Raw genomic sequence first — 16928 nt, forward strand, 5'->3', positions numbered from 1 at the left:
ACTGCAAAAAATACGCTTTCCCTTCTTTCTCCCTTTGCATCTGGACCGCTCACATTTTTCAACATGGAAAAGAAGGAGGAAGAAATGAATCCTTTTCGAGAAGCAGAATCTGTTCAAGAGCTTTATTATGATGACATTCACTTAGGGGATCGAGCTTCTTTAACAAAGACCATTGCAAACGAAGATATTATTACGTTTGCAAAACTTACAGGCGATGTAAATCCAATTCATCTCCTTGATTCTTTTGCTAAAACAACGATGTTTAAAGAACGCATTGCCCATGGTATGCTCGTTTCTAGCTTTATTTCAACAATACTTGGCACAAAGCTTCCTGGAAAAAATACCATTTATTTATCACAAAACATCGCATTCCGTGCCCCTGTAAAAATCGGAGATACATTACGTGTTGTCGCTGAAGTCATTGAAAAACGCGACGATAAAAGAATTATTACATTACAAACAAACATCTATAATCAATACGATAAAGTTGTTGTAGAAGGCACAGCAACCGTTATGAAAAAAGAGTAGCGCTGCTACTCTTTTTCATTTCCTCCAAGAACTGTTAGTCTCTCCGATTACTTCCGCGTATGAGTGAAATTCAAACACATACAATAACATCATCAGCTCTTATAAGCTGAAAATGAAAAAAGGGGTTTTATACTATGGCAAAAACAAATAAACTACTTGTTCCTGGTGCTGAACAAGCATTAGAACAGTTTAAGTATGAAATTGCACAAGAATTTGGTGTGAATTTAGGCTCTAACACAGCTTCTCGTTCAAACGGATCTGTCGGCGGTGAAGTGACAAAACGCCTCGTTTCTCTTGCACAACAACAATTACGTGGATAATAATATAAACAATGGATTTGAGGCGGATATTCTCCGCCTCTTTTTTAGCGTACATAAAGTGAAATATTCACACAAAACTCTTTTAGCAGATTGACAAACTTTAGCAGTACTTATATACTGTACGTAATAGCATATTTCCAAAGGGGAGTAGCGTCAGAGAAAATATTCTCTGAAACAAAGTCGTCATTACGTGGAACCATGTTCCTCCGGCTTTGTTGGCATAGTTTATTACATATGTCTAGCAAGACCTTTGCCTATTAACGGCAGAGGTCTTTTTTGCATTCATTTCTAAATTCCTCCGCCGTTGATAGAGCTTATTTTGGGGAAGCTAAACAACGGGGAATTTTCTTCTGTTTGTTTAGCGCTTGTACAAACGAGAGGAGATTGTAAATGGAACTATCTTTATTATTGGAGTATGGTTGGGTATTACTTATTTTAGTCGCTTTGGAAGGAATTTTAGCAGCAGATAATGCACTTGTCCTTGCAATCATGGTTAAACACTTACCGGAAGAAAAACGTAAAAAGGCTTTATTTTACGGACTTGCAGGAGCATTTGTATTCCGCTTTGGATCATTGTTTATGATTTCATTTCTTGTCGATGTATGGCAAGTACAAGCAATCGGTGCCATTTATTTAATGTTTATCGCTGGTAACCATCTTGTAAAAACGTATGTTAAAAAGAATGCAGCTCATCAAGAAACAGAGAAAAAAGAGACAGAGAAAAAACAAGAAAACTTTTGGTGGACTGTATTTAAAGTAGAAGTTGCTGATATCGCGTTTGCTGTTGACTCTATTTTAGCAGCTGTTGCATTAGCAATGACATTACCGAAGACAAATCTTGGTACAATTGGCGAACTTGATATCGGACAGTTTGCTGTTATTTTCGCAGGCGGTATGATTGGATTAATTATTATGCGCTTTGCCGCATCCGCTTTCGTAAACTTACTGCAGCGTAAACCAGGATTGGAAACTGCTGCATTCATGATTGTCGGTTGGGTTGGTGTGAAATTAGCAGTTTATACGTTAGCTCACCCTGCATTAGGCGTCATCCCACACGAATTCCCAGAATCAACTACTTGGAAATTAACATTTTGGATTGTATTGCTGTCAATTGGTGTAGGTGGTTGGCTCTTATCAAAAGAAACAACGCCAAACGTACAACAAGATTCAAAACAATATAACGAAAAAGCGCTGTAATTTCAGCGCTTTTTCCTTTTTCTCCATAGATAGAGTTTCTCAATTTTGAAAATATATTATACAATATTTTGTTCAATATTTCACAAAAATGTTGTCCTTTTTGTGAAATATTGAACAAGATTATTGAAAGTAAGAACAAATACGTGTAATTTATTCATATAAAGAATATTAATAAATGATTTATTGAAGGAGCGTAATGTTTTATGCTAGAACAAGGAGTAGATTACCTAGTACAGCTCGCAAAGAAAAAGAAAAAAATGTTAGATAACAATCCAATGCAATATTTCCTTCGGGCAGCGCTAGCTGGTGTCTATATGGGTTTTGTTATTGTACTATGTTCTAAATTAGGAAATTTCTTTCATGATGCACATTCACCCGCAACATATTTTGCATTCTCTATATTTTTTGGAATTGCACTTATTTTAATTATATTTGGTGGAGCTGAATTATTTACAGGAAATACAATGTATTTCACCGTTGCAACTTTACGTAAAGAAACAACTGTTATCGATACACTTCGCAACTGGGGTGCTTGTTATATAGGAAACTTAGTAGGAGCAGTATTTTTGGCATTGCTATTTTATGCAACTGGTATTTATGAAACAATAAGTCACAATCACTTATTAAATGTAGTTGCCACAACAAAGATGGGCGCATCAACAACACACATATTTTTCAAAGCTATTTTATGTAACTGGCTCGTTTGTCTTGCATGTTTCCTTCCATCACAAGTAAAAGGAGATACAGCTAAAATAATTATGATATTTTTAACTGTATTTACTTTCTTCATGTCAGGATATGAACATAGCATCGCAAATCTAGCCATCTTTTCAATTGCTTTACTTGTTCCACATCCTGATACAGTTTCTTTTGCAGGTGCGATTCATAACTTAATTCCAGCTACAATCGGTAACATAGTTGGCGGATCTGTTTTTGTTGGTATGGTTTATCATTATTTGACTAAAACGAAATCTGCAAAACCAGAAATCGATTCCGAACAAACTGAAGAAATTATTCCATTGTCAGCGCAAGTAAAATAAGATGAAACTTTTATTGAGCGAGCATTCCAAATTGATTGGAATGCTTGCTTTTTTAGTAACTTCCAACACATTTAATTATAATGGACGAAGAAATTTCTCCAGACTCTTTTCCTTTTTGTATCCGCGCTAACATATAATGTTGTCCAATCGAATCATTCGTATGAAGATGAATTTCCTCCACATGTAATCGTTCTTTACAAAATACATCTACGAAAAATAGCCCATTTCTCTGACGAAATCCCATATTATAATCAAGTGATAACGTATGTATCTTATAATTCCGCATGAGATCCAGCGCTTGTTCGACTGTCGTCGCTAGTGTAAAACCAGATGGGCACGGTCTTTGATCATCCATAAATACATTCATCTTATCCCTCCTCTACATACTATATGTACATATAGTACCAAGTGCAATAAAAGGCGCAAAAGGAAGCGGTTCATTATATGTCATACGTTTTAGAGCAATTGAGATAATAAGAAAACAAAGACCAAATAATGATGAGAAACAAAGTGATAACAGTATCACTTTTGTTCCAACGACAAAACCAAGTAAAATAAATAATTTTACATCCCCTCCTCCGATTCCTTTTGGATAAATAGTTTGAATGATATATAAGAGCATAAACATGACCATTGCTCCTAACAATCCATCCCACCATAGCGATGGCTGTATAAAAAAACGTTCGATTAAAAATAGTCCTGCAAAAAAGAGTAAAATTTGATTTGGAATAACCATATAAAGAAGATCTGTAATGGAAACAATAAGAAGAAGTGATAACAGCGTCCATGCAATAATAAGCTGCCCATCAGCCCCAACAAAGACCGCTGTAAGAAGAAATAACACTCCGGAAATGCCTTCAAATAATGGATGTAAATATGAAATTTTTATATTACATTGCGTACACCGTCCTTTTTGAATACAAAATGATAAAATGGGGATTAACTCTTTTAGTTGTAATACATGGGAACAATGAGAACAATGTGATCGTGGTTTTATGATGGAATAACCGAGTGGAATCCGATACGCAACAACGTGATAGAAAGAGCCTAATATTAAACCAGTGAAAAAAGCATATACATAAAATAGCATTTCATTCTCTCCTTTCTCGCCTAGTATAACAAGAAAAGGTAACACATTGTATTTTCAAAAATTCATCTTTCTCCATAAAAAAACAGGCCCTTATAAGGCCTGTTTCTTCATTTATACAACAAAATAAAACGCTTTTAATGGTCCATGTACACCAACAACAAGGTTCATTTCAATGTCAGCAGAGTTACTTGGTCCTGTAATAAAATTAATGCAAGAAGCCGGTGCCTCTCCATTTTCTACACGTGTATTCAAATCACGTACCGCTTGTGTAATACGCGGCACGATTGTTTCACGTGGAATAATGGCTACATAAATAGTTGGTAGAAAGTGTAATGAACGCCCTCTTCCTTTATGACTTTGCACGACAATTGTACCTGATTCTGCTAATGTATAATCACTAAATGAAATTCCGATATTTGCTTGTTCGGCTAACTTCATGTTTTCTTCTTTCTTCGCTGGGTCCCAAACATGCACTTCTACATTTTCACCAGGAAGTTCCGCTTCAAACAATTGCTGCAGTCCAAACTTTTCAAAACGATCATCTTGAGATAACATAATTGGTCCGCCGCCGTTTTCCGTGACAACTTTCTTAATTGCAACACTTAATTCAGCTCGATTCGTTTCAACAACAGTCGTATGAATATTGTTACATTGCTTCTTGAATACTTCTAATAATTCTTCTTGGGAGTAATCATGTAACGTTTCTACATTCACATTATTTTTCCATACCGGACGCTGTACCCCTTCTGTTTTGCGTTCACGTCCAAGCTGTTTTGCGATATTTTCTAAAAATGAATCGCGATTTTGAATCGTTCCTGCCATTAGTTATTCCCGCCTTTCTTATGCTCTTTATACCAATCACGGAATCTTTCTTTGCTTGGCGCTGGGAATTCACGAATTTCCGTCCAATTTTTCAGCGGTCCCACACCTTTAGAAACACGATTACCAGATGTAAATGGGCTCATTGCAGCTGGTGCCATTTTCGATCCCATTTTGTATAAAGCAGCTGACGAAGCACCCATACTAAACATTTTCATTGCAAGCTTTTCTGCAAGTGGTGCACGTCCTTCTTTTTCCACAATTACTTGGCGGTGTTTTAATAACAAGTCATGTAATGGAATTTTTACTGGACAAGCTTCTGTACATGCTCCGCATAAACTAGATGCATATGGAAGTTCTTTATAATCATCGTATCCACCTAAAAGCGGTGTTAATACTGCACCGATTGGCCCAGGATAAATGGATCCGTAAGAGTGACCACCAACATGACGATATACAGGACATACATTGATACATGCTGCACAGCGAATACATTGCAGTACTTGACGGAACTCAGAACCTAAAATTTCAGAACGGCCATTATCGACAACAACTAAATGAAACTCTTCCGGTCCATCTACTTCCTCTTCTTGAATTGGTCCTGCTACGGTTACATAACTTGTTAGTTTTTGACCAACAGCGCTACGACATAGTAAACCAACAAGAACATCAAGCTCTTCCATCGTTGGAACCATACGTTCCATACCCATTACCGCAATTTGTGTTTTCGGAATAGACATAACAAGGTCTGCGTTCCCTTCATTTGTTACTAAACAAAGAGAACCTGTGTTAGCAACTGCAAAGTTACATCCTGTTATCCCGATTTCTGCATCCATAAATTTTTCACGAAGAATTTTACGAACAAATTTCGTCATTTCATATGGATCATCCGAGTTTTCATATCCTAATTTTTCTTTAAATACATCACGAATTTGCGTTCTATTTTTATGAAGTGCTGGCGCAACAATATGAGATGGTGGGTCATTGTCCACTTGTAAAATATATTCTCCTAAATCACTCTCAACAACTTCACAACCGATTTCTTGAAGGACATGGTTCATACCAATTTCTTCTGTTACCATCGATTTTGATTTTACAACTTTTTTCGCTTGTTTCTTTTCAGCTACTTGTTTAATGTATTCAGCTGCCTCTTCTTTCGTTTTCGCAAAGAAAACATGACCGCCTCGCTTTGATACATTTTCGCTCAGTTGCATTAAATAATAATCTAAATTTTCTAGCGTATGCTGACGGATTTGTTCACCAAGATCTCGCCATTCTTCCCAGTTTCCTAGCTCCTCAGCTGCTTCTAAACGCTTTGTGTATAAACGCGTTTGTGCAGATGATACAGCCCCGCGCATAAACGAATCTTGAAGATTTTCACCAACACGATCATTAAATTTTTTATCACTCGTTTTCATAGACATAGCTTAATTCCCCCTCCATCAGCGGCTATTCAACACTTCAGCAATATGCATTACTTTCACATTTTTTCCTAAACGCTCGATACGTCCGCCAATGTTTAACAAACACCCACAATCTGCTCCAATTAAATAATCAGCACCTGTTTCCATGACACTATCCACTTTTTCATCTACCATCTGTTCAGAAATTGGCGTCATTTTTACCGAGAACGTTCCTCCAAAACCGCAGCAATTTTGTACATTAGGTAACTCTCTCACTTCTAAGCCCTTCACATTTGATAATAAAATGCCTGGAGCTTCTTTTACTCCTAGTAAACGCGTCATGTGACAAGATTTATGGACCGTTGCTACGCCATCCAAACGAGCACCAACGTCAGTAACTTTTAACACATCAACAATAAATTGTGTTAATTCATACGTTTTTTTAGCTACTTTTTGCGCACGTGGTCCCCATTCTGGATCATCCTTAAATACATGTGGATACTCGTGAAACATTGTCGCACAAGAACCAGAAGGTGTAACGATATACTCAGCATTTTCAAATGTGCTAATCATATGCTTCATTGCTTCTTTTGCTGCTTCTACATGGCCACTGTTGTAAGCTGGTTGTCCACAACAAACTTGCGCTTCTGGAAATTCAATTTCACAACCTAATCGTTCTAAAATTTCAACCGTAGCTTTGCCGACATTTGTTTCAAACATATCGACTAAGCATGTAACAAACAATGTAACTTTCATATTATAGCTCCCCCTCATTTCAACTCAGTCAATATTCATATGGTCATCAGATGACTTGGAAAAAAGAAAGAAACGAGACATTAACTGCTCATATTTATTCTTTCTTTAGAAAACACTAACTTATACTCTCTCTACTTAATCAAAAGGTATAAGCTTACGAATTTGTTTCTTCAATGCCTGTGACCATATACTCCACATTCGTTAGGTGATTTTGCATCGCTTGCTGCGCTGCTTCAACATCATTCTCTAACACTGCTTCATAAATTTTTCGATGCTCTTCTAGAAGTCGTTCTGCTGTTGTTTGTTCACCATATAAAATAATTCGTCTTGTTTCACCGATTGCTTCAGCAATCATTTCAGAGACATGGTTCATTAATTCTAACAAAATATTATTATGTGAAGCTTCTGCAATTACCATATGGAAATGAAAATCTGCTTTTTCACCAGCTTGTTCATCTCCGATTCCCTTTTGCATCTCATCTAACCAGTGCTTCATATTGTGTATATTTTCTTCTGTACGTTTTAACGCTGCTGCACCAACTACTCCTACTTCAAGCACTTTTCGAACTTCAAATAAATTCACAATATCTTCTTGTTTCATCAGCAAAGTTGAATTTAATGATGATGTTAAAGAAGAGGCAGTAAAATTCTTCACATATGTACCTTCACCTTGTTTCATCTCAATTAAGCCCATTGCTCGCAATGCGCTTAACGCTTCGCGCACAGCAGATCTGCCAACTTGAAACTGCTCCGCCAATTGGTGAACAGGAAGAAGTTTATCACCAGGCTTTAATGTACCATTTTTAATCATTCCTAAAATGGCTTCCGATACTTCTTCGTAAATTTTTTTTGGTTTAATAGATTTGTATTCCAGTTGTATCACCCCAGTATCATCCAAACAACAATGACAACAATTTATCCCGCGCTAACGGGCAGTAAAACTCTCACCTCAAGATTCTGAGAAGTGAAAAAGATAAGCAAAAGTTACCATTTCACTTTATTCAGAAAATAGCATCCATATCTATTTTAGAACTAAATGCGCAGAAGTACAAACATTTTGTTCATAAAATAGACAAAATTAGTTACTCCGACATTTCCCCCTATTTCTTCATTATGATAAGATAACTGGTAACTGAATCAAAATTGTCGTTCCTTTTCCTTCTTCACTTTCAATTTGCCACGTTCCATCGTGAATATGCACAATTTGTTTTACAATCGCAAGACCTAGTCCCGTTCCACCATTTTGACGGCTTCTCGCTTTATCTACTCGGTAAAAACGTTCTCCTAACTTTTCAAGATGTTCGGCACCAATGCCAATCCCATTATCTTTAATTTGCAATGTACATTGTCCTGCTTGTTGCTCTAATTGAACATGTATCGTCCCGTTCTCACCTGTGTAGCGAAGCGCATTATCTATTATGTTATGAAGCACTTGTTGCATCCGATCTTCATCAATGTTGACAATAATATCTGGATCAAGAGTTGTCTGCAATGTAATTTGTTTTTCTGTTACTTGTAATTCATATGTCTCTAATACATCTTCAATTAACTGCGTAAATACAATCGGCTGTTTTTTAAGAGGAAAACGTTCTCCTTCAAGCTGTGCTAAATCTAATAAATCATGAACAAGACGTTGCATACGTCCCGCTTCTTTATGAACAAGCCCAGTAAATTTTAACTGTTGCTCTCCTTTTGCTACACCGTCAATAATCGCTTCACTATATCCTTTAATATAACTAAGAGGAGTTCGCAGTTCATGTGACACATTTGCTAAAAATTCTTTTCGCTGCACATCCTCTTCTTCTAGTGCACTTGCCATCTTATTAAATGCTTTACCAAGCCGACCGATTTCATCTTCTGATGAAATTGTTATTCGCTGTGAAAAATCTCCTTTTGCCATACGATTGGCAACGTTCTCCATTTGTGAAAGCGGCTTTGTAATGGCAATAACAATTTTCCGACCAATCCATACAGTTAACACAATCATGACAAAGGCAAGAGGAGCTAAAATGAGTCCCATTTCATAAATTAGATCTTTAATACTCTTTAAAGGAATATAAGAATATACAATACCGACCAATTTTTTATTGTCTAATACAGGAATAACGATGCCCATAATGTTACGCTGAAAATGTTCTTCATATCCCATCTTTGTAATCGTCTTTCCTTCTAACAGTGTTTGCCGGTCATTCTCACTAATAATTGAATTGTAATGAACATCAAATGGAAGACATGCACTTAAATCGCGTGGATTATCCACAAACAATACATCAGCACTCGCAATTTTATCAAATGATTTTACTTTTTCTTCAAATACCCCTACAGGCTCACCGGCTCTATATTGTGCAACAAGACGATTCCCTTCTGCTTTTAATGTATCTTCAATATTTTGGACATATAATTTTTCATACGAATATAATGAAACAAAATATAAAAACGAAACTGTTATACAAACCGCGCATGCAACTGTAAGCCATAACTTTTGTACCATTGTAAACATTTCACACCTCAAATTTATAGCCTACACCCCAAACCGTTTGAATACAATTCCCATGTTCTCCAAACTTTAAGCGCATTGTTTTCACATGCGTATCAACTGTTCGAGTGCTGCCGGCGTAATCATATCCCCAAACTTTTTCAAGCAACTGCTCCCGGCTAAATACTTGACCGTTATGTTGACAAAGAAAATAAAGTAAATCAAATTCCTTCACAGTTAATGAAATACCTTCCCCATCTATTTCAACACGACGACTTTTCTCATTAATAACAACTGGTCCAAATTCTATTTCCTCTTGTTCTTCATATTTCATATATCTCCTTAATACTGCTTCCATACGTGCAATCAATTCTCCTGGACTAAATGGTTTCACAATATAATCATCTGCCCCTGTACGCAATCCATTTACGCGATTCCACTCTTCTCCTTTTGCTGTCAAAAAGATAATCGGAATATCGGATGTCTTTCGAATTTCTTTACAAACCGTAATCCCATCCATTTCTGGCATCATAATATCCAAAATAACAAAATCAAACTTTTCTATTTCAAGCATGTAAAGCGCCTGTTTTCCGTTTTCAGCTTCTTTCCACTCATAACCAAAGTTGTCCAAATACATACCGACAAGTTGTCTCATATCACTTTCATCATCAACAAGTAATACTTTGCATTTACTCATTTTTTCTCCCCTACTCTTTGCGTAAATTGAAATGGTCCTTTACCAACTGAAATCGTCTGTTTTATTTTCATTTCATGTAAATCTAACACATACACTTCATCACTATCATAACTCGCAACATACCCTTCACTACCAATTTGCCAAAATGCAAATGGATTCGATCCTACTTCAAGTGAAGCTACTTCTTTATACGTTTTTCCATCAAATTTTCTCAGCGTGTTAGATCCGTGACTCAGTACATAAATATATTGTTGATCTGTAGACAGATTAATTGGCATAAATGGCGCATGCAACGATTGAAGCATCTGTCCATCTTGTACAGAATACTCGAGCACTTTTTCATTTACTTGTTTTCCGTCACCATGGCCGCCAATAAATATTTCCTTCCCATCTCCGCTAAGAAAAGCACCTGTTGAAGCTGGTGGAATCATAAAAGAGTTCACAACTTTCTTTTGTTTCACATCAATACTAGACAATTTCGTATCATAAAAATTAAGAACATATAACATGTCATGACGCTGCACCATCGTCAGCGGTCCCTTCCCAACCGAAATGCTCTCCGTTTCTTTTCCATTGGTTGTGAACACACGAATTTTTTGCTCATTTTGATCAGCTGCGAACAATTCTTTTCCATCTTCAGATAATAAAATATTGGCTATTCCTTTTCCTGTATTCCATTTTTCAAGCTGCTTTCCATCTTTCAAAGAATATACATATACATACTCAAGCTGTTTTCCATACACAAGTAAGCGATTCTTGTCTGGTAACAACGTTGTTCCCGTAATTGTTTCATTTAAATGCCACGTTGTAATTGTTTTTTTCGTATTAGTATTAATAAAACTAATACTTCCTTCTTTTATATTTGTTGTTATTAGAAGAGGGGTCTTCGGATCAATCGATTGATAGCCCCCTTCCTTACACCCTGTAAGTAAAAATACAATACAAAGTGAAATCAGCCACCTTTTCAAAAGATTACCTCCATTATGGACAGTTTTGTTATACTTGTAAAATAGCAAATAATTGTGAGGAAAGTGTGAAATTATTTTTCTTTCTATATTATAAATGTAAATTGAAAAACGGACCTAAAAAACAAGCTTTTTTAGGTAGGGCGAGAGCGACTGGTCATGTTTCGTTTCACAACTTCCTTCTACTGTTATATCGACCGTTTTGGAGAATATATCATAAATGAATATATCCAGCTGTAATACGTTGTTCTAACAAGCTTTTCAAAAAATGAAGAAGTAAGATGTTTATGTAATTTTTCAGCAAATAATTGTAGTTCACTTTGAATCGAAAAATCAAAAAAAACGTCATCTTTTCTAAATAAGATAAGTAATTAGAAAAGATAACGTTTTTTTTATTTTGGGGTAGTAAAATTTCTTAAATTGATGGGTATGTAGCGGTACCCCAAGTATAAAAAATACCCTCCTTTCCTACAACCCACAGAAAGAATAACGTCTTTTTTTCATTTCAAGAGAATTTCTTTTTTAGCATAATAACGATGTAATTCTATCCCTCTATCAAATTTAAAGTTTCACTTCGAAGTGTACTATTATCTTTAAATATTCCTTTATATGACGAAGTTATAGTCATTGAACCAGGTTTTTTCACACCTCTCATTGTCATACACATATGCTCAGCTTCAATTACAACAATTACTCCTTTTGGCTCTAAAATTTCAAAAATTACATTTGCTAATTCATTGGTTATTCTTTCCTGCAACTGTGGTCTTTTGCATATGGTCTCTAAAGCTCTAGCTAATTTGCTTAACCCAGTTACTTTTCCGTTATTAGGAATATAACCTATGTGAGCCCTTCCAAAAAAAGGTACCAAATGATGTTCACACATAGAATAGAACGGAATATCTTTAACTAATACCAATTCTTCATGATTTTCATTAAATATTTTTAACAAATGTTCAGAAGGGTTTTGACCTAAGCCTTGAAAAACTTCCTTATACATTTTTGCTACTCGCTTTGGGGTTTCCAAAATACCTTCCCTATTAATATCTTCTCCAATTGCTTCAAGAATCATTTTTACTGCTACTTCAATTTTGTCAGTATCTATTTCTACACTTTGGATTGTTTTTAAGCTCATATATTATTTCCACCTTATTAATTTATTCATAAAATGCTCTTATTTATACGCCTCGCTTATTTCCCCATACTAAGGCATGAAGTTGAGGTAATACTTTCGCATCATTCATTTCTTTACACTGTACAGCTTTTTCAATCAACCGTTCATATTTCTGTAATAAGTTTTTAATAAGCGCTGCATCATCCACCGTTTTCGTATCCTCGTTCCCAACTTGTAAGAAAAATGGTACTTGCGGATATCGCTTGTGCACCTTTACTGCATATTCAAAATCATAATCTTCAAATACGACTACTTTTAAACTAAAATCTTTTCTTTCTAATTTATGAATAATAGAATCTAGCATCGTAAAATCTGTTTTCATCTTCGAACTTGGTGGTTTAGGCGAAATTGTCACTTCATCAATTTGAAGTAACCATTCTTGCCACTTACTCCCTTGCGTCTCAATCGCTGTACGAATTCCATTCTCTTTTAATACAGTAAGAAGAAACTGAATATTTTTCAGCAAAACGGGATTCCCACCTGAAATTGTAACGTGAGAAAAATTTTCCCCACCAATTTCAACAAGTTCATTCCAAATTTCTTCTGGCGCCATTTGTCTAATTTGTTCTTTTGTTGAGCCATCCCATGTAAAGGCTGAATCGCACCAAGAACAGCTATAGTCACAACCTGCTGTGCGAATGAACACCGTTTTTTGCCCGATAACCATTCCTTCTCCTTGAATGGTTGGACCAAATATCTCCAAAACAGGAATCTTACTCATCGAGTATCCACTCCCGTCTTACTTCTGCATAACTCGTTGGTGTTTCAAAGAGACGTACGAATTCGACACGAGCCCCTTTATATTCTTCTACTCGATTCCCCTTTGTTAATGCTTCCGCCATCATTTCATAAATCCAGACGACCATATTTTCCGCAGTCGTATTCATCACTGGTAATGTTTCATTTAAATAGCGATGATCCAAATAAATCTCTATTTCGTTTTTCCAAATTTCTTTTATATCTCCAAAGTCAATTGCAAGTCCAATGTCATTTACATATCCACTAATACCAAATACAACTTTGTATGTATGACCATGTAAATTTTTACATTTTCCTTCATAACAGTGCAAATGGTGTGCTGCATCAAATGTAAATTCCTTGCTGACCATTACTCTTTTATTATGGTATTTTAATTGCTCACGCTGAATATCCTTGTCCATTTTTTGCAAATTTTCTACAATGCGAAATCCGAAAAAGTTTTCCATTATCCATTCCCTCCTTCGCGTTCTTGTAGATACGTATCTAAACCTGCTTTACGAAGTTGGCACGCTGGACATTCACCGCAACCATTACCAATGATTCCGTTATAACATGTTAAAGTTTTTTCTCTAACAAACTCGAATGCTCCAAGTTCATCTGCTATTTTCCATGTCTCTGCTTTATCAATCCACATAAGTGGTGTATGAATGACAAACGGATAATCCATTGATAAATTTAATGTAACGTTTAACGATTTCACAAACACATCACGGCAATCTGGATAACCACTAAAATCAGTTTCACATACACCCGTTACGATATGGTGTGCTCCAACTTGTTTTGCTAATACAGCAGCAAATGATAAGAATAGTAAATTTCGCCCATCTACAAATGTCGATGGTAATTCACCTTCTTCGTGTGTAATCTCCATATCTGTTCTTGTTAACGCATTTGGAGCTAGCTGATTTAGTAGGCTCATATCTAGCACTGTATGTTTAATGCCAAGCTCGTTCGCAATTTCCGCTGCACAATCAATTTCTAACTTATGACGTTGATTGTAGTTAAATGTTACAGCTTCCACCACTGCAAACTGTTGCATTGCCCAAAATAAACATGTTGTGCTATCTTGCCCACCACTAAAAATAACTATTGCTTTATCATTAGAGTACATTTTATTCTCCCCTTAACTACTTGCACTGTTATAATATCTTAAGGCAAACTTCCAAAAATAAATTGAAATAATAAAAAATCCAATAGAATAACCCATTAACACGAATACATCGTTTAGTTCTAATCGACCAATTAAAGCATAAGTTGGAATATTACTAACAATAACAATAGGAAAAACAAATAAAAAAACAAATCGACTTATTCCTTTATATAAGGAAGATGGGTATCTGAGTAATGTCATAGTACCAAGAAATAACTCATGCATACCTTCAACTTTGGTTAACCATATAGATAAAGTCATTAAAATATACCAAAGAGAGTACGAGAGTAAAATCCCTAAAAATAATAGACCAAAGAAAGAAAGCCCATTTACAATACTAACACTCTCTCCCTTTTGTAATAATGCATAACTAATTAACAGTACGGCTGGTAAACAGTTCCCTAAATTCCCTAAATCAAGCTTTCTTAATGAAACTAGAAACTGACTATTAATAGGCTTAAACAATATATGATCTAAACTTCCTTGGTTAACTAAACTCGGTATATACGGTAGATTATTGATAAAAAGAGTAAACATCAAAGATTTTATTAACTCACTTGTTCCAATTAACAAATAAATATCATTTGTATTCCAACCATTAATATTACCAAAACTAGCAAATATACTATTAAAAAATATTAATGTAACAATGAACCAAACAACGCTATCTAATATATTTAAAAAAAAGTTAACTCTATACATCATAATATTACTTAAATTAATTTTAAGAATTGCTTTTAACATTTTTAAATATCTAATCATATTTATGCACCAACAGATTCATATTTATTTAACCCCTTCTTCCAAAGTACTCTAATTAGAAGATAGAAAACTAAAGACCATACCACTTGTAAAATTAATCCATTCAAAATTTCAGTGCCACTTAATTTCCCTAAATATACATTTACCGGAAAATGAATCAAGTATGAAAAAGGTAAAAATTGAGTTATTGTATTTAACGGAGCTGGTAAAAATTCAAGCGGAATAAGCGATCCAGATAATAATTCTAATACTATATCTATAGTAAAGAAAAATGATGATATCTCTACAAAGTAAAATGAGAAGAGTGATGTCAAATAATAAATCATATAATATAGTATTAATGCTCCTACTATTGAAAGAATGAATAGGAAAGTATATTTTAAGGTAGGTAAAAGGAAATAATCCCTATTCAGGAATATTATCGGTATTATCGGTATTACTGACATCAGCACCTGAATAATTTTGTTACCTAAATTATGACTAAACCAGTATCCAAAATATGAAAATGGTTTTGTAAGATATTTTGATAGTTCACCAGATTGTATTTCCTCATTTATCGACCAGTGCATTTCAGGAATTAGTAAGAGTTCAATTAACTTAGCAATTATTACATAAGTAATCATCATTTCAAGAGTATAGCCTTGAATATTGTTTTGTGTTTCAAAGAGAGAATGCCACAATAGTATTAAAGCCACAAGCGGTATTAAACCAAAAATCATATATAATACAACATTCATGCGATACTGAAAAACCGCTTGAAATGAAAGCATCATTGGTTTTAAATACTTCTTCATACTGTTATTTTCACTCCAGTCGATTCCATTGAATAAATATCTTCAATGAGGTCTTGTGATGACATTTCAGTCAAATTGTAGTCAATAACATTGAATTCTTTTAATATGCTAGATATGGTCTCGTTCACTAACTTATCTTGAACCTTTATTGTTACACTAAATTTATCCGACTCTTTAACTTCTCCATATTTCTTAAGATCTTGAGAATTTATTTCATTCTCAAAGCTAAGATATATATATTTATAACTCTTAATTTCTTCTTTTATTTTTTTGAAATTGTTATTAAAAACAACTTCTCCATTCTTCAATATTATTAATTCTTCACATAACTCATATATATCTGGGAAATAATGGCTAGTTATTACAACTGTTGTATTTCTTTCTTTGCAATAATTCTTGAGAAAATTTCTAATATTCTTTTGAGCAAGAAAATCCAATCCAATAGTCGGTTCATCTAAAAATAATATCTTAGGTGAGTGTAAGATTGAAGCAATTAACTCACATTTCATTCTCTCTCCTAACGATAGATTCCTTACTGGCGATTTAAGAATTTCTGATACCCCAAGATTTTCAACTAATTCATCTACATTCTTTCTAAACTCTGTATCAGACAGCTCATATATTTCTTTATGTAATAAAAATGTTTCGTAAGGGGAAAGATCCCACCATAGCTGATTTTTTTGGCCTAAAACAACGCCAATTGACTTTAAAAAATCTTTCTTCTTATCATGGGGGTTAAATCCATTTACCAAAATTCTCCCGGAAGTTGGTTTAATTAACCCAACCATTGCTTTCATTAAGGTAGACTTACCAGCACCATTCGCGCCAATAAGCCCTATTATTTTACCTTCTTTTATTTTAAATGACACATCACTTAAAGCCGTAACCTTGACCTTTTCTCTTTTAAATAAACTCTTGAAAGAGTTTATCAATCCTTCTTCAATTTTTACTCTTTCAAAAGTTTTTGATACATCTTCAATTTCAATGATATCCATCTTCTC

20 protein-coding genes are annotated in these 16928 nt (G+C 34.8%); 4 read left to right on the forward strand and 16 right to left on the reverse strand.

Annotated features, from left to right (window positions below; genetic code table 11):
- The first annotated feature begins 84 nt into the window (after nucleotides 1-84).
- The 4 genes from BR72_RS18675 (at nucleotide 85) to BR72_RS18690 (ending at nucleotide 3085) form a co-directional block, all read left to right on the forward strand.
- Entirely contained in the window at nucleotides 85-528 is a 444-nt protein-coding gene (locus tag BR72_RS18675; RefSeq protein ID WP_035435472.1) for a MaoC family dehydratase, read from the forward strand.
- A 134-nt stretch (nucleotides 529-662) separates the two neighbouring features.
- Nucleotides 663-848 carry an alpha/beta-type small acid-soluble spore protein gene (locus BR72_RS18680; RefSeq protein ID WP_020061915.1) on the forward strand — a complete coding sequence of 62 codons (186 nt, stop codon included), beginning with the start codon at nucleotides 663-665 and terminating at the stop codon, nucleotides 846-848.
- 390 nt (nucleotides 849-1238) lie between these two features.
- Nucleotides 1239-2045, forward strand: a complete 807-nt coding sequence (locus BR72_RS18685) for a TerC family protein (RefSeq protein ID WP_035435475.1) — start codon at nucleotides 1239-1241, stop codon at nucleotides 2043-2045.
- A gap of 203 nt (nucleotides 2046-2248) precedes the next feature.
- Nucleotides 2249-3085, forward strand: coding sequence for a formate/nitrite transporter family protein (locus BR72_RS18690; RefSeq protein ID WP_035435477.1), 837 nt, complete (start codon nucleotides 2249-2251; stop codon nucleotides 3083-3085).
- A 52-nt stretch (nucleotides 3086-3137) separates the two neighbouring features.
- On the opposite strand, the gene BR72_RS18695 is transcribed toward BR72_RS18690, so the two are convergent.
- The 16 genes from BR72_RS18695 to BR72_RS18770 form a co-directional block, all read right to left on the reverse strand.
- On the reverse strand, nucleotides 3138-3452 hold the full coding sequence (locus BR72_RS18695) for a cyclic-phosphate processing receiver domain-containing protein (protein WP_035435479.1): 315 nt from the start codon (nucleotides 3450-3452) through the stop codon (nucleotides 3138-3140).
- 12 nt (nucleotides 3453-3464) lie between these two features.
- Complete coding sequence (locus BR72_RS18700; protein WP_035435482.1) at nucleotides 3465-4175, reverse strand: prepilin peptidase; 711 nt, start codon at nucleotides 4173-4175, stop codon at nucleotides 3465-3467.
- A gap of 111 nt (nucleotides 4176-4286) precedes the next feature.
- Nucleotides 4287-4997 carry a LutC/YkgG family protein gene (locus BR72_RS18705; protein WP_035435485.1) on the reverse strand — a complete coding sequence of 237 codons (711 nt, stop codon included), beginning with the start codon at nucleotides 4995-4997 and terminating at the stop codon, nucleotides 4287-4289.
- Nucleotides 4997-6418: a LutB/LldF family L-lactate oxidation iron-sulfur protein gene (locus BR72_RS18710; RefSeq protein ID WP_035435488.1), complete on the reverse strand. Its 1422-nt coding sequence runs from the start codon at nucleotides 6416-6418 to the stop codon at nucleotides 4997-4999. The genes BR72_RS18705 and BR72_RS18710 overlap by 1 nt, the downstream gene beginning before the upstream one ends.
- 18 nt (nucleotides 6419-6436) lie before the next feature.
- A complete protein-coding gene (locus tag BR72_RS18715) occupies nucleotides 6437-7153 on the reverse strand; it encodes a (Fe-S)-binding protein (RefSeq protein WP_035435490.1) in 717 nt (238 codons plus the stop codon).
- A 154-nt stretch (nucleotides 7154-7307) separates the two neighbouring features.
- Entirely contained in the window at nucleotides 7308-7997 is a 690-nt protein-coding gene (locus BR72_RS18720) for a FadR/GntR family transcriptional regulator (RefSeq protein WP_269320429.1), read from the reverse strand.
- Between the two features lie 267 nt (nucleotides 7998-8264).
- Nucleotides 8265-9653 (reverse strand): sensor histidine kinase, encoded by a 1389-nt coding sequence (locus BR72_RS18725; RefSeq protein ID WP_035435492.1) that lies wholly within the window; start codon nucleotides 9651-9653, stop codon nucleotides 8265-8267.
- A 1-nt stretch (nucleotide 9654) separates the two neighbouring features.
- Nucleotides 9655-10326, reverse strand: coding sequence for a response regulator transcription factor (locus BR72_RS18730; protein WP_035435494.1), 672 nt, complete (start codon nucleotides 10324-10326; stop codon nucleotides 9655-9657).
- Nucleotides 10323-11294 carry a YncE family protein gene (locus tag BR72_RS18735; protein WP_035435495.1) on the reverse strand — a complete coding sequence of 324 codons (972 nt, stop codon included), beginning with the start codon at nucleotides 11292-11294 and terminating at the stop codon, nucleotides 10323-10325. The genes BR72_RS18730 and BR72_RS18735 overlap by 4 nt, the downstream gene beginning before the upstream one ends.
- A gap of 541 nt (nucleotides 11295-11835) precedes the next feature.
- Nucleotides 11836-12423 carry a GTP cyclohydrolase I FolE gene (gene folE / locus BR72_RS18740; protein WP_035435497.1) on the reverse strand — a complete coding sequence of 196 codons (588 nt, stop codon included), beginning with the start codon at nucleotides 12421-12423 and terminating at the stop codon, nucleotides 11836-11838.
- A gap of 43 nt (nucleotides 12424-12466) precedes the next feature.
- Nucleotides 12467-13183, reverse strand: a complete 717-nt coding sequence (gene queE, locus BR72_RS18745; protein WP_035435499.1) for a 7-carboxy-7-deazaguanine synthase QueE — start codon at nucleotides 13181-13183, stop codon at nucleotides 12467-12469.
- Nucleotides 13176-13667: a 6-carboxytetrahydropterin synthase QueD gene (gene queD, locus BR72_RS18750; RefSeq protein ID WP_035435500.1), complete on the reverse strand. Its 492-nt coding sequence runs from the start codon at nucleotides 13665-13667 to the stop codon at nucleotides 13176-13178. The genes queE and queD overlap by 8 nt, the downstream gene beginning before the upstream one ends.
- On the reverse strand, nucleotides 13667-14332 hold the full coding sequence (queC, locus tag BR72_RS18755; RefSeq protein WP_035435503.1) for a 7-cyano-7-deazaguanine synthase QueC: 666 nt from the start codon (nucleotides 14330-14332) through the stop codon (nucleotides 13667-13669). The genes queD and queC overlap by 1 nt, the downstream gene beginning before the upstream one ends.
- A 12-nt stretch (nucleotides 14333-14344) precedes the next feature.
- A complete protein-coding gene (locus BR72_RS18760; RefSeq protein ID WP_035435505.1) occupies nucleotides 14345-15133 on the reverse strand; it encodes an ABC transporter permease in 789 nt (262 codons plus the stop codon).
- A gap of 2 nt (nucleotides 15134-15135) precedes the next feature.
- Nucleotides 15136-15927 carry an ABC transporter permease gene (locus tag BR72_RS18765; RefSeq protein WP_035435507.1) on the reverse strand — a complete coding sequence of 264 codons (792 nt, stop codon included), beginning with the start codon at nucleotides 15925-15927 and terminating at the stop codon, nucleotides 15136-15138.
- Nucleotides 15924-16922, reverse strand: coding sequence for an ABC transporter ATP-binding protein (locus BR72_RS18770; protein ID WP_035435509.1), 999 nt, complete (start codon nucleotides 16920-16922; stop codon nucleotides 15924-15926). The genes BR72_RS18765 and BR72_RS18770 overlap by 4 nt, the downstream gene beginning before the upstream one ends.
- Nucleotides 16923-16928: the final 6 nt, after the last annotated feature.

This window comes from Bacillus sp. UNC322MFChir4.1 (genome assembly GCF_000746135.1).
Classification (GTDB): domain Bacteria; phylum Bacillota; class Bacilli; order Bacillales; family Bacillaceae_G; genus Bacillus_A.

Coding starts and splice junctions, on each gene's coding strand:
- BR72_RS18675 (WP_035435472.1), top strand. CDS start 85: ATGAATCCTTTTCGAGAAGCAGAATCTGTTCAAGAGCTTTATTATGAT.
- BR72_RS18680 (WP_020061915.1), top strand. CDS start 663: ATGGCAAAAACAAATAAACTACTTGTTCCTGGTGCTGAACAAGCATTA.
- BR72_RS18685 (WP_035435475.1), top strand. CDS start 1,239: ATGGAACTATCTTTATTATTGGAGTATGGTTGGGTATTACTTATTTTA.
- BR72_RS18690 (WP_035435477.1), top strand. CDS start 2,249: ATGCTAGAACAAGGAGTAGATTACCTAGTACAGCTCGCAAAGAAAAAG.
- BR72_RS18695 (WP_035435479.1), bottom strand. CDS start 3,452: ATGAATGTATTTATGGATGATCAAAGACCGTGCCCATCTGGTTTTACA.
- BR72_RS18700 (WP_035435482.1), bottom strand. CDS start 4,175: ATGCTATTTTATGTATATGCTTTTTTCACTGGTTTAATATTAGGCTCT.
- BR72_RS18705 (WP_035435485.1), bottom strand. CDS start 4,997: ATGGCAGGAACGATTCAAAATCGCGATTCATTTTTAGAAAATATCGCA.
- BR72_RS18710 (WP_035435488.1), bottom strand. CDS start 6,418: ATGTCTATGAAAACGAGTGATAAAAAATTTAATGATCGTGTTGGTGAA.
- BR72_RS18715 (WP_035435490.1), bottom strand. CDS start 7,153: ATGAAAGTTACATTGTTTGTTACATGCTTAGTCGATATGTTTGAAACA.
- BR72_RS18725 (WP_035435492.1), bottom strand. CDS start 9,653: ATGTTTACAATGGTACAAAAGTTATGGCTTACAGTTGCATGCGCGGTT.
- BR72_RS18730 (WP_035435494.1), bottom strand. CDS start 10,326: ATGAGTAAATGCAAAGTATTACTTGTTGATGATGAAAGTGATATGAGA.
- folE (WP_035435497.1), bottom strand. CDS start 12,423: ATGAGCTTAAAAACAATCCAAAGTGTAGAAATAGATACTGACAAAATT.
- queE (WP_035435499.1), bottom strand. CDS start 13,183: ATGAGTAAGATTCCTGTTTTGGAGATATTTGGTCCAACCATTCAAGGA.
- queD (WP_035435500.1), bottom strand. CDS start 13,667: ATGGAAAACTTTTTCGGATTTCGCATTGTAGAAAATTTGCAAAAAATG.
- queC (WP_035435503.1), bottom strand. CDS start 14,332: ATGTACTCTAATGATAAAGCAATAGTTATTTTTAGTGGTGGGCAAGAT.
- BR72_RS18760 (WP_035435505.1), bottom strand. CDS start 15,133: ATGATTAGATATTTAAAAATGTTAAAAGCAATTCTTAAAATTAATTTA.
- BR72_RS18765 (WP_035435507.1), bottom strand. CDS start 15,927: ATGAAGAAGTATTTAAAACCAATGATGCTTTCATTTCAAGCGGTTTTT.
- BR72_RS18770 (WP_035435509.1), bottom strand. CDS start 16,922: ATGGATATCATTGAAATTGAAGATGTATCAAAAACTTTTGAAAGAGTA.